Raw genomic sequence first — 12,261 nt, forward strand, 5'->3', positions numbered from 1 at the left:
TATCGTAAAATTATAGTTGTAAATAGTTCGGTGCTTGATCTAGGTATGGATAGGCCAGTAGCGTATCCGAATAGGTGAATTCAAAGTCAACCTCGTTGACCGAGTTCTTTGTGATATCGACAGCTGGATCCTTTACCGTAATTGCTCGCATTGCGCCATCCAAATAATGGTACCGCTGTTTTGAGAAGGCGAAATCGATCAAAATCATTCGGTGCTGACGGCTTTGGATATAGCCTGAATTCTTCTTTACTGTTCGTGTCCTGGTACCGGCATATTCGATATTGTATTCGTCCATCAATGCTACTGAGGTTTCATTTTTAAAAGTCGACTTTTCTTCTCCGGACATGACCAGGGAATCGAATCCTCCAAGCCGGTTCCGCCAGACGAAAAAGTCGTGTATCAGGTGATTGTAATGCTCGACTATGAAAACCTGTTTTGCTAATTGTAAAACTGTTCCCTTCAGTCCATAAACTGTATACTGAACAAGCTTCTTTGTTGATTTTTGTTGCATCAGGTAAGCTGCGACATCGATCGTCTGAAGCTTCGAATCTACAAGGGATCCGTGTGTATAGGTTGCTGTGCTGCCATCGTCGTAAACGCAATCAACTTTGACTGTGATAGCGGAGGCGGGGAGGGCAGTAAGGTAGACCGGTTGATGTGTTTTAACCGATTGCGGAAGGCTCGCGATATTCAGCCAGAAGTTCGCAATCTTGAATTCGATATCGACAGGCTGGCGCACCCAAAAACCTTTGATCACTTTAAACGTGATTTCTTCCGTGCCCTCAGTGTCGGTGATCTGGACGGTATAAGACCGATATCCCTGCTCATGGACTGTTACCAGATCAGGCCCCGGTTTATCGATCGTAAGTAGATCATCGATAAGCAAAGCGAATTTCAGTACCAATTCCGTTACAGCATCGAATGGATTGTATGTTTCCTCGATAACTTCCGTGGTGCCATCCAATAGCTTGACAGTGACTTCGGGTTTATCGGAAGTAACTTTGATCGGGGGCAGGCTGATCGAATAATTTAAGGGATCTGGTTTGGACTTGATCGTGATCATATTAAAATGAAATTAAGTCATAGGTTAATCCAACGCCCACACCGTACGATAAACCTTTTGGGGTTACTACAGGGCCACCAATAAAACTGATGCCCCAGCGAGGAGATTTGGGAACCTTATTCACATCGTATAGATTCGAAATGGTGACGCGGGGATCCCTGGCTCGAATGACACTGCGATATTCGTAACGGCTAAAGATGTTCTTTTTATAGGGGGCATATGCTCGATCAAGAGCAATGTTAGCACCTGTATATATCGAATCATTCTCAAGATTAACCTTTATGTCAAATACGGGATCTTTCATCGCCAGCCACTTCATTTTAGTGAGGGTATCCGTATAGCGTTCGCCTTTGCCTTTGCCTTTTATGCTCACAAGTTCCGACTGTAACCGGTCAATCTTTTCAGTGGCCACACCTAGGGCGCGTGCCAAAGTATCCGCCAATCCTTTCGATACGTAATTGGTTACCGGCTTCTCGGTCTGTATGGGATTGAATAGATAGGTCACTGTGCCGGCAACAGTATCGTAGATTGTATCCCGGATATGAAGTGGTGCGACATTACCGGATAACAGAGCTTGCTGGTAGGCACTGTTTAAATTCTTATATTCCTTTTCGGAACGGATCCAATTCCTGGATAAAATAAAAATAGCAACAAGGCATGCGACCAAAGCTACTATTAGGATGATTGTTGTCTTTTTCATGGTAATACTTTATTAATGTCTCGTTGTGCTGTTTCCCTGATTGCCGAATCGTTCTCTGATGCCTTGCGCTGCATTTGTTCACGTTCGAAAAATGCATCCTGGAACTTTTTATTTACAGCCCGTATCTCAGCCTGTAATTCTTCTTTTTCCTTGAGGTCATTTTTCCGGTCTTCATCGCAATTATCACGGCTATTCTTGACCCGTACTTCGCCCGATATTCCCCAAGATATCAGGACGGCCAATGTAAGAGCCATAAGCGTGAGCTTTACATCTTTTCGCAGTCCGGCTAAAATGGTTTGGAATATCTTAATCATGTTCAAAAGTGCTCTTATATGGCTTAATAGTAAAGGACAACGGATCATACCTCGATCAGGTCAGCGACCACCGGATCAATGCGATCCCGTCGTATGGTGTACTGCAATTTTTCGATATAGAAATTACGGCCCTGAAAGTGTACCTTATCAATGATCGATAATCTGTTAAGTTCTAGTGGTGAAAGCAGGAATGTACCATTAACCCGGACTTTGGCCTTTTCGTTCCATTCCTTGAACTCTTTGTGGAACTTGTTTAATAGACCTTTTGTCCCTTCCCAGTTGAGACTGAGGTTCGCGTTTTCATAGGGCGATAAAAACGGATAATTTTTTCCATCAACCTGTTTGGTGCCAGCATAAAGTAAAAGCGATAGGGCAGAGGATCTGACATTTCGTGACAGAATGGTATTGCCATCACCCTGATCAGGATCCCATTTCGGAACGATCCAGTATTTCTTTTCATCCGGATGCAAGTCCGTATCTGGGAAATAGATCGAAGGGATGAGGTATAGCTGGGTGATATCGGTGCGTGCATTGTACTTATCCCGATCGCCAACGTCCGGCTTCTTGATCGGTTCAAAACCTTTGAATTCATAAGCAGCAATTAATTCCCAGGATTCGACGTTATTGGTCAGCACTCTTCTCCAATATCCTTTTTTCATGATGTATTGCTGGGTACTGGTGATATAGAATAGCTTTTCGTATACATCTTCGTGGTTGATAAGTTCGAAATGATCTTCATGCATTTCCTCCAGTGTATCTACTGTTCGGTATGAGACATTATCCGTAAACGATTTCTGGTCATTGAAACCATAATCATAGTATTTGCCTGAGTCCGACGATATATCGGCCTGATACATCAATTTGTCCGACCAATTATGGCGAATCGTCCGGGTGAGGATATCTTTGTTATGGACGATCTGGAATTTACCTTTTTCCGCAAGCAAGGTCATGCAGAATACATTGAAAATCATCTGAAGGAATTTATTCGCATCGAGATCTGGCATCACATCCTGCAATTTTAGGTAGGCTGGAACAGCTCCATAATCAGAAGATACCCAAGGGCCATACATCGACCAATTGCCAACATTTGGAAGATAAAAAGTTGGCAGCAGCACATCTCGCAATATTCCGGAATCAAAAGGCGATGTCGTCAACGCTGAGCCGATCAGCCGGTTAATGATGTACCCCAACCTGAATTGAGGGTACATTAAGGAGTGATAACCTACTGTCCCGCCCGGATAATAAAAGCTCTGGTTTGTCCCATTGAAGCAGTTTAGGTAAATATCTCTTATCATAAAGTACGGCTGATTGACCACATTGGAATAATACATCACACCATCACGTGGATCGGCAAAGCCACGTACTTTCGCCGAATAATATCCAAATTCATCTTCATTTGTTTTGACAGCGATCGGGGCGAATATATAGTCGTTTGACGTATTGTAAGCATGCGCCGTTGCCCATTGACGATAGCTATAGTAGTACGAACTTGTATTGTTATATCCTGCCGTAGAATCTCCCGCGAAATTCGCTGTTCCAAGTTCTTTTACAAAGAGTGCCTTTTTTAGGTTCTCATTGAAGTCAACACCGGTGAACTGTACTTTGATCGATTTTTCGGCATTGGTAGCATTCATTACCCCGTCCTGTATCAATATCGACTGGAAGTAGATTTTCGAAGAATAGGGCTGGAATAGGCTATCGCCTTTATGTGCTCCCAGTCGATTGATATGTTTGAATACCTTTAAGTTTTTTGGGGTCGGGGGGAGGTCAAACGAGAGAGAAAAAGGCAACGGCAATTTTTCCGTTGTAAACATCGGATTTTCGACGGTGATAGCGACCGAAATATCTTCCGGAAGATCAATAGTGATATTGTTAACCTTGATTTCAAGCATAGCACGAAGGTAAATCCGTGCTATGCTCTATTAAAGGACATTAGAGGCTGCCAGCGTCCTGATCCGACTCCAGCTGTCGCATCTGTTCGATAAAACCATTTTTACCAAGCAGGGATACATCTGCCCGGATATTCTGCATCTTATCGCCAAGCTCATTGACCCGTGTTGAAAGCATGTCGAGGACCTCGATCATGCGGGGATCGTAGAAAGGCATCGAGGGGCTGTTATCGTTATTGGAGAACGATCCACCGGAGGCACGGCCAGGCATCATTGTCGATCTGATCACGTTCGATAGCATTGACGGATTGATGGCTCCATTGCGCTGCACACTGTCTAGCCAGGCTATTAAAGGGCCTGTCGTTGGATTGGTAACAAGCTTATCATTGGCAACCCATTCGCGACCGGACTCGCCAACAAGTACGGTCGGTTTGCCAATGTAGCCGCGCTGTTTAGGACTGCTCTTTGCCCGGAACTCTTTTTTATCCTGTTCCCTTGTGACATCAAAATACCCTCCATCTTCACGGCCCGATACTCTTTGATTATTGCTTGATGAAGTTGGGCTGGAAGAACTACTGCTGGATGAGGAATTCGAGCTAGATGCTGTTATACCTTTTATTGTTGTAGCTGCTATGGTTGCCAAGGAAACACCAGTACGTATTTTTGCCGCAATTATTTGTTTAAGCGCCAGCGCTTTGTATGCAGCTCCTAAATATGGATTTATCGCAGTCATTGCAGCAGCAGCCAGATGGTAAGACGATATCTCTTTTTGAAGATTAATAATTAAAGACGCTGCCGCTGCTGCTTTTTCTAAAACCAAAAATATTTTTGCAGCAGCTGTGTTTTCTTCGAAAAACTGTCCTACAATCTGAAATCCAGCTTCGTATGCTTTCGCCGTCTCAACTTTAATATCATAGGTAGCATCTCTTAATTGTTTCTCAATCTGTAATCTCTTATCACGCTCTCGTTGGGCTTGAGCAATTGATAAGTTTACCATTTGTGACTGTATTTTCGCTTTTTCCTCCGCAACACGTTTAGCTTCTTCAATTTCGAGATCTCCAACAGCGATAGCTGCCTCCAACATGATGTATCTAGCTGTTAAGTCTTGCTGCTGTGCATTTTCCTTTGCTACTCTATTTTCTTCTTCTAATGCTTTTAATTTATTGTTTTTTTCTTCTTCAGTAGTTGTAGAATCACTTATTTCCTGAATTTTCAACAAATATTCCCTATCAAGATCAGTAACTGTCTGCTGAGCCTTTTGTTCAGCTGCTTGCTTTTGCCTATCCAGATCCGCCTTTGCCGATTCCTGGTCAATTTCATGTTCACGCTTCAATCGAAGAGCTGCATAAGTTTCAGCTACCTTTTGACGGCCTTCCAGGTTGTCTTTTGTGGTACGCAGGTATTCCTTGTATTTTTTTTCCAGATCGGCAAGCTGCTTATCCATACCCTCGTTCTGTACTTCATCTAATGAATTCCAATAATCTTGCTCTTTTTCGATTTTATTATCCTGTCGTTCTTGCGCTTTCCTTTCCCGTTCTGCTGCCTTTGCTGCTTTTGCAGCTTCTCTAGCCGCTTTTTTAGCAGCCTTCTCCGCTTCTTTATCTCCTTTGGTGACTTTATTTCCATCATCCTCTGATCCAGGGATCACCGAAAGGTTTTTTTCAAGATCTGTCTGTATTTTTAAAGTCTCCTGACCGAATCGGAGCTCCTGTACTTCGACAGCTTTGATACGCTTGTCTACGTCATCCTTATAAGCTTTTTCCCAGTCACCAGAGAAAAACGTATCACCATTTAAGGCTTCCCATCTTTCCTTCAAGGATGCCTTATTAAAACCGCGTTGTTTTGCATCGAGTAGATCCCGTTTTTCAGCAGCGAGTGATTCAAGCTTCGACTGCATGGCGGTTAGAGTAGCGCGTTTAATCAACTCCTGCACGTAATCTTTAACAGCTTTTGTTGCTTTGCCAGCTTTGATTGCTTCATCATCGTAGGATTTTAGATGATCTGGCATCAATTTCCGCAGCTGATTGACGGCAGTTATCCTTTCTTTGTCCGATCGATTTTTGTCGGTAGCGACGGCCAAATTTCGTTCAAGTGCTCCCCGTTCTGCTTCTACAGCATTTTCACCCTGTTTAAGTGCATCATTATATTTTTCCTGAAAGAGGGTAGCAGCACTGATGCGCTGGCCTTTTAGGTATAGCGCTGCCGTCAGTGTCGCAATAGCAGTCACCACTAATCCGATGGGATTGGCCGATAGTGCTGCGTTCCACAAACGTGTGGCAACAGTGGCAACAGTTGTCGCTTTGGCCTGTGCATATTGGGCAATTGCATTCCAGTTGGCCGCAATCGTCCATCCTGCGATAGCAACAGTAAGGATACCGATCGCTTTATAGTTCTCAATCAAAAATCCGACAGTAGAGGAAAGGATCCTGAGGAAAGTCGTTTGAATGCTATTTCCCTCAATCAATATGGGCCAAAGCTTTTCTCCTAATTCGCGTCGATATTTCAACGCTTCTTTTTGGGCCATTTCCAAACGTGCAGCTGCTGTTTGGTTTTTGATGTTATATTCATCAGTGATCGAAGTACCGTCCGAGAAAGCTTGATTGGACATTTCAATCTGTTTTTCTAATATGCCGGCATTGTTGGCCAATGTTCCCAACACACCTACCACACGTCCGGAATCTTCACCCAGATCACCTAAGGTGCTGGCAAGTTCGTTAATGCCGTTAGAGTTAGTTTTAACGCCTTTCATCACTTTGACGAAAGCACCCATGAAGTCTTCTTCCAGCAGCTTTTTGAAATCCGTGATGCTCATCCCAGCGTATTTGCTATACGTCTTGGCATCGCTGGCCATCTTGATGAATAGCTTCGAAAGTGCTGTTGAGGACACCTCTTCTGTTTGTCCGAGCTGATCGAGCGTTGCACCGAGTCCGAGGATCTGCTCAATGGTGACACCTGCCAAAGGAGCAACACCGGCCATACGACGGGAGAACTCGACCATATAGCCCTCGTTGGCAGTACTGGCCATACCAAGTGCATTGATAGCGGATCCGACTTTTAAGAATGCATCTTCAGTCGTATATAGGTCTTTTAGCTTAAAGATATCGACCAGCTTACCTATTTTATTGATCGTCTCTTCTACGTTTCCACCCAAATCTTCATTAAGGGATACGATGATCTTGTTATTCGCTTCGACGAACTCCGTAATCTCGCTGATATCTGTATAGCCCAATTTACCGGCTATACGGCTAATCCCGAGCAGGTCATCCTGACTGGTTCGGGTCTGGATCTTTTCAAGCTCACCATTCAATTGCTCAACACCGCCCCTTGTCAAGTTGGTTGTTTTCATGACATCAGCAAGGATATCATCAAACTTGAGGTATTCTTCTGAAACAGCTTTAATGCCTGTCCATACCGAAACGAGGGAAGCGCCACCGGCAACAAGGGCACCGATATATCGGGTCAGTTTATCGCCGGCATTCATGATACCCTGACCAGCACCTTCGGCTCCCTGACGTAATTCATTCAGCCTATTGCGTACCAATTCGATCTGCGCTAGATAGGACTGATAGTCTTCTGAATCGGGTATCGATTGTTTACGGAGTGATATCAACCTTTTAAGGGTTTGCTCCAGCTGTTTCTCATTCTGATCCTCCAGCTTTAATGACTGATTCAGTTCATTGAGTTTACGTTTTGCCTCAGCGATGGCAGCGTTGTATTTCTCCACCTCAGCACGTAAGGTCTGGTACCTGGAGCTATTGGTTTTACCCTGCTTTTCCAGTTGCTTCATTTCGTCGGTGGCACCCTTTAGATCTGCTTTGGTATCACGTAGGGATCTAGCTAGCTTACCGATCTCACTCTGTGCCTTATTACCGTTTACGATAATATTCAATACCAGATCTTCTGTTGAAAGCTTCTTAGCCATTAGCACCTCCGATCTGCCTGATCTGTGCTTTCACCTCATCGGTAAAGTCATTGGCTACCCTAAAGGCAATAGAGTAGTATGCACCGTAAACAAAGCGATTATAAATACGAAGGGATCGAAGGGACGTACCTATTCCTGACTTCTTCTTGCGCTCCTGTTTGATATCCAGTAGGCGATTATAGGCAGGTACAGTATAGACAAGCGTACCACCGCTGGCAGGTGTGTCCAGTACTTCGATAGTTCGGTCATCGAGTAAGCGTTTGGTATGAAACTTAACCTCCCTGGATATCGCCTTGCCTGCGTTACGCTTCAAACGCTGGCCCTCTTCCTTCAGTACGTTTCGGATAAATGTAGATTCAAGTGACATGCTGTTCGTGTTGATATCCGAAGGTAGATACCAGCCGAGGGCAGGGAAAGGACAGGGGGTGAGGGTTACAAGTTGGTAGTATGGTATGTAGCTGCCTTTTGCATCGATTTTAATGACTGAAAGGAAATGATGTTGAATCAAAAACGGCCTTTAATGCTATTTAAAGGCCGTTTTATAAGGGGTGTTGTCATATATCACCCTTTTTTTCTTCCAGTGCAAGTGCATTCCACCCTCAGGGCGGGCTGCTGTCGAACGTGAGTGAGCAAAAAAGATGTTTTCGCCGGGTAGGTAAAATCGATTGATTAACAGGTTCTTGGGGTGTTTTTAGATATTCTAGCCCTGATATCTCGGTAGTTTTTAATTAGAATTCGGTATTATAAACTAATACATAAGCCAATTCCTTATTTTTTCCCACAAGGTCTTCTTTGCAGGTAGGGAGTATTTCATTTTTGTACCAAGTATGTTATGAAAGTTTTCGATAGCAGTTTTGTTTTTCTCGAATATTGAAATGTAATGTTCAACAGATGCCTTTGCTGACTTAAGTATGCTTTCCATGCTATTTAATATTGCAAGTCCTCGCTCTAATTTTTGAACATAATCTGATTTTAGAATTTTTGATATACTTTTGTCGTTTTTCAAATCAAACAATTGCTGTAAAAACCATTTTAATTTAACAAGCTGGGGGGCATGCGATATATTAAATTCATTGGTAATTTCATGTGAACGTATAGCAAACCTCAAAGCTGGATCCGTTTCTAATGATTCTTCTGGAAACTGTGTTGTTGTAAAAGGAGGTAGTATAGTGTGAATATTATCTGATGTCTCTATAGCAATTAAATGGGTCAAATCATTTAAGTTACTGTTGTGTTTGTAAAATTTTTCATGCGCCATCTCAAGATATGATGTAAGTCTGTCATAATTTTTCTCAAAAGAGTCTACTGCCACCCAGTATTTTGAAAATGCTTTCGACTGGTCATCGTCATGCCTGTTAATTGTTTCAAATATCCTCAAATAACCAAAGCCTCGTACTATCTTGAAGTGCACATTACTAATTGTCGTTATGGTGAAGTTCGAAACATTTGCGAGATCAAGAGCGTTAACATTCTTATGCAAAGCATTTATAGAATTGTCGATAGCGTCAATCAGTAAAGGATTATTCTCCAAAATAATATCTTTCAAAATTTCTCTCTCTTCAACTTGTTCTTTCTCTTTATTTTTAAATTGGATATCGTTTTGCCTTTTAATACCCCAGTAAACAGCTTTAATAGAAAAAAATATTGCTAAAGTAGGCAATACAAAATCTTTGGAAACTATATACCAATCTCTCAAATCTTCGGCGCTTGATACATGGTAAGTATCAAGGAATAACAAATCAATCATATGGCTAAATTTTTGAATGCCTAATATAGCAAAAAAGCATTCATTTGAATGCTTTTGTATTTAAAGTATCGAAACTTCATCTGCCAGTACTGTTGCCAGAGCTGGATGAGGATCATCCATATCCCTAACGGTCAGGATATCGCCCATTTTGAGCAAACCTGTATTACGGCCATAGATATATAGGTTTCGCAGCAGTGCCTTTGGATTGTGTCCCGTCTGTAGCACCTCAGGGAAAGTATAAAAAACACCAGTATCAGTTGTTTTCAATATTCCGTTCTGTTTCATTTTATCGATCAATAAAAACAGATTTGCCGCGCTACCGATGGTAATGCTCGCAGGTTTTTTCTTCAATTTTTTAAGGATTCCCATGATGTAAAGTTAGCAAGTAAATTTAATTGAATAACCAATATAACCACCAAATATATTGTATTCAGGATCGATCTGTAATGATTCAGCATCAATATGCGGAAATCTTTGGCAATAGCTGTTTTCTTTTGTACCGAAAAGGTAATCTTTTAGCTTTATCATTGCTTCAAGCGTATCGGCATATTGCTTTATTTCCTGCTCATCGCTGCCGCCTTCGATCTGTCTGGTCACGATGTATAGCAGCATTTCATTTATTGTTCTGCTGGCATCCACATTTCCATCAAAATGATAAGCGGGATATACACCGACCAAGATTAATCCTGCCTTATCTTTTAGCTTTTTTGTACCCTGCTCGTATGTACTGGCCATCACATAGCCGTTTATTCCAATAGCCGGAACGATATCCACGCAGAGCTGTCTAAATTGATTTACGTTTATCATCTGTTTTTATTTATTGCGTCCATCTGTTGTTTATGATCATCCTGTTTTTTGAGGAGATAGAATAAAATTTCGTAGAGCGGTGTTTCATTGACTTCAGCTGCTTTTCCAAAAACACCGGACTCGGCCACATCTAGTAAAATTCCATTCCACCCAAGGTTGAGCCCTTTCCTTTTTGATTTCGGTTTTTCTTCAGCGGGGAATAATGGACTGAAATTGACTTCAACACCACTTATGTGGAGATCTTCTTCTTTGATTGCCTGTATGCAGTTTGTGAACCACATCAGTGTAACTTTAAGCTTCCAGTCCGGAACGTATTTAAATGTTTTATTATCCCGATATCCTGTTAATGACACACGCAGCCCTTTGACTTTTGGCCGGTAGAGCAGTTTTATAAATTCGTACAGCGAGTGATCAGTAGGGTATTCACTGTCTTGGCTTTCGGTATACTCATTCATCAATACCAGTGCCTGCTGAAATTCTCCAAAGGTCAGATCAGCCAGCAGATCTGCAGGCCCATAGTAGCCGTTTAGCTGTGGAAAATAATTGATAACTGAATCAAATGTCAAATGATATTGGTCCTCATCTTCCTCAAATATCCAGTCACAATAGATTTTTGAAAGGCGGGCAATTTCCGAATTGACTTTCTGATTGAGTCCTAATCGCTGTTTGATCCGGTAAGACATGCCAAATTTTAAACCGGTGAAATGCTGAAAAGCGATTATACGGAACATGCCAATGGACAGCTTGCCCGATATCACCTTAAAAGCCTTTTCCAAGAGAAAATAAGTCTGCTCACGCGAACATTCATCCCAGCTGGAAGGAATCTCCATCACAATATTTTTGTCTGGGATCTCGATCGTATTCATTAGCTACGTACTTAGAAATTTATCTTTTGGGTCATGATTTGGCAACATCTGATAATTGAGATACTCCGGACTGTTGCGGAATCGATATCGCTTGATCTTATCGATCGAGGTAAATGCATCGGCTTCCATGCGCTTGCTGAAATAATCGATCTCTTTTGTGATTGCTGCACGTGAAGCGTTGACTGTCTGAGACGATGATTTTAAGCTTTTGACAATTCCTTCCGGTAGTACCTTGGCGTTGAGCCGGCGTACAGCCAGGGCAACTGTTGCCAGAGCCTGAGCACGGCGTGCATAATCCAATAGCGTCGCCTCATATTCCGATAATACTTCATTTTCCTGAAAAGCATCAAGCAAAATTTTGTAATCAGATCCCAACACCTCCTTTAGATGCAATGTTTGCACTTCACGCAACAATGGTATGGCCATGTAATAGAATCGTGCCGAATTATCTATCGGATAATATTCTCCAAAAACCTTTGTTGAATTGACAAACAATGATTTTGCTTCTTTTTTAGCATCGCTTTCTTTCCATTCGGTGAAATCTGATTTGTCCAGAAACGAGATCAATCTGTCTATCGCCCGCTGTGCCTTATTGAGGTGCGCTTCATCGTCCTTATCCAGCATCCATTCCCAAGGAACAGATTCGTTTTCCTTATCGATCTTGATCTTTCGGGTGGACTGATCATGAGATACAAGATTTGACTGGTAGAAGCGCAACACGGCCATGATGGCGATCGGCCTTTTGACCAGTTTCAAAAGTTTCTGTTCATTTTCACTCGGATCGGTCTTATCCTGAATCTCCCTTGCCTTGTCAATGATATCATCACCCACAATCAATGCCAGATCGTCGGTTTCATCTTCGATATCCTGCATGATCGGATCAAATTCGTTGGAAGCATACCAAGATCCGGTCAATTCTTTTAGTTCTTCAGTAGTTGATATCAACATAATGT

General features: G+C 42.4%; 11 protein-coding genes. All 11 read right to left on the bottom strand.

Annotated features, from left to right (window positions below; all coding sequences use genetic code 11):
* Window positions 1-10: 10 nt before the first annotated feature.
* The 11 genes from AAH582_RS11915 to AAH582_RS11965 all read right to left on the bottom strand — a co-directional run bounded on the left by AAH582_RS11915 (window position 11) and on the right by AAH582_RS11965 (window position 12,256).
* Window positions 11-1,063, bottom strand: coding sequence for a hypothetical protein (locus AAH582_RS11915; RefSeq protein WP_343322275.1), 1,053 nt, complete (start codon window positions 1,061-1,063; stop codon window positions 11-13).
* A 1-nt stretch (window position 1,064) separates the two neighbouring features.
* On the bottom strand, window positions 1,065-1,763 hold the full coding sequence (locus AAH582_RS11920; RefSeq protein WP_343322276.1) for a hypothetical protein: 699 nt from the start codon (window positions 1,761-1,763) through the stop codon (window positions 1,065-1,067).
* Window positions 1,760-2,077 (bottom strand): hypothetical protein, encoded by a 318-nt coding sequence (locus AAH582_RS11925; protein WP_343322277.1) that lies wholly within the window; start codon window positions 2,075-2,077, stop codon window positions 1,760-1,762. Before AAH582_RS11925 ends, AAH582_RS11920 begins: the two co-directional genes overlap by 4 nt.
* A 44-nt stretch (window positions 2,078-2,121) precedes the next feature.
* Entirely contained in the window at window positions 2,122-3,969 is a 1,848-nt protein-coding gene (locus AAH582_RS11930) for a hypothetical protein (RefSeq protein WP_343322278.1), read from the bottom strand.
* A gap of 40 nt (window positions 3,970-4,009) precedes the next feature.
* Window positions 4,010-7,888: a phage tail tape measure protein gene (locus AAH582_RS11935; RefSeq protein ID WP_343322279.1), complete on the bottom strand. Its 3,879-nt coding sequence runs from the start codon at window positions 7,886-7,888 to the stop codon at window positions 4,010-4,012.
* Entirely contained in the window at window positions 7,881-8,255 is a 375-nt protein-coding gene (locus AAH582_RS11940) for a hypothetical protein (RefSeq protein ID WP_343322280.1), read from the bottom strand. Before AAH582_RS11940 ends, AAH582_RS11935 begins: the two co-directional genes overlap by 8 nt.
* A 381-nt stretch (window positions 8,256-8,636) precedes the next feature.
* A complete protein-coding gene (locus AAH582_RS11945) occupies window positions 8,637-9,635 on the bottom strand; it encodes a hypothetical protein (protein ID WP_343322281.1) in 999 nt (332 codons plus the stop codon).
* A gap of 60 nt (window positions 9,636-9,695) precedes the next feature.
* The gene (locus tag AAH582_RS11950; RefSeq protein ID WP_343322282.1) at window positions 9,696-10,004 is read right to left on the bottom strand and encodes a hypothetical protein; all 309 of its coding nucleotides are present in this window, start codon (window positions 10,002-10,004) and stop codon (window positions 9,696-9,698) included.
* Window positions 10,005-10,013: 9 nt separating this feature from the next.
* Window positions 10,014-10,442, bottom strand: coding sequence for a hypothetical protein (locus AAH582_RS11955; protein ID WP_343322283.1), 429 nt, complete (start codon window positions 10,440-10,442; stop codon window positions 10,014-10,016).
* A complete protein-coding gene (locus AAH582_RS11960; RefSeq protein ID WP_343322284.1) occupies window positions 10,439-11,308 on the bottom strand; it encodes a hypothetical protein in 870 nt (289 codons plus the stop codon). The genes AAH582_RS11955 and AAH582_RS11960 overlap by 4 nt, the downstream gene beginning before the upstream one ends.
* 3 nt (window positions 11,309-11,311) lie before the next feature.
* Entirely contained in the window at window positions 11,312-12,256 is a 945-nt protein-coding gene (locus AAH582_RS11965) for a DUF6712 family protein (protein WP_343322285.1), read from the bottom strand.
* Between the last annotated feature and the right edge of the window lie 5 nt (window positions 12,257-12,261).

The organism is Sphingobacterium multivorum (assembly GCF_039511225.1).
Lineage (GTDB): Bacteria > Bacteroidota > Bacteroidia > Sphingobacteriales > Sphingobacteriaceae > Sphingobacterium.

Excerpts from the sequence above, each read along its gene's own strand:
- AAH582_RS11915 (WP_343322275.1), bottom strand. The coding sequence starts at position 1,063 with ATGATCACGATCAAGTCCAAACCAGATCCCTTAAATTATTCGATCAGC.
- AAH582_RS11920 (WP_343322276.1), bottom strand. The coding sequence starts at position 1,763 with ATGAAAAAGACAACAATCATCCTAATAGTAGCTTTGGTCGCATGCCTT.
- AAH582_RS11925 (WP_343322277.1), bottom strand. The coding sequence starts at position 2,077 with ATGATTAAGATATTCCAAACCATTTTAGCCGGACTGCGAAAAGATGTA.
- AAH582_RS11930 (WP_343322278.1), bottom strand. The coding sequence starts at position 3,969 with ATGCTTGAAATCAAGGTTAACAATATCACTATTGATCTTCCGGAAGAT.
- AAH582_RS11935 (WP_343322279.1), bottom strand. The coding sequence starts at position 7,888 with ATGGCTAAGAAGCTTTCAACAGAAGATCTGGTATTGAATATTATCGTA.
- AAH582_RS11940 (WP_343322280.1), bottom strand. The coding sequence starts at position 8,255 with ATGTCACTTGAATCTACATTTATCCGAAACGTACTGAAGGAAGAGGGC.
- AAH582_RS11945 (WP_343322281.1), bottom strand. The coding sequence starts at position 9,635 with ATGATTGATTTGTTATTCCTTGATACTTACCATGTATCAAGCGCCGAA.
- AAH582_RS11950 (WP_343322282.1), bottom strand. The coding sequence starts at position 10,004 with ATGGGAATCCTTAAAAAATTGAAGAAAAAACCTGCGAGCATTACCATC.
- AAH582_RS11955 (WP_343322283.1), bottom strand. The coding sequence starts at position 10,442 with ATGATAAACGTAAATCAATTTAGACAGCTCTGCGTGGATATCGTTCCG.
- AAH582_RS11960 (WP_343322284.1), bottom strand. The coding sequence starts at position 11,308 with ATGAATACGATCGAGATCCCAGACAAAAATATTGTGATGGAGATTCCT.
- AAH582_RS11965 (WP_343322285.1), bottom strand. The coding sequence starts at position 12,256 with ATGTTGATATCAACTACTGAAGAACTAAAAGAATTGACCGGATCTTGG.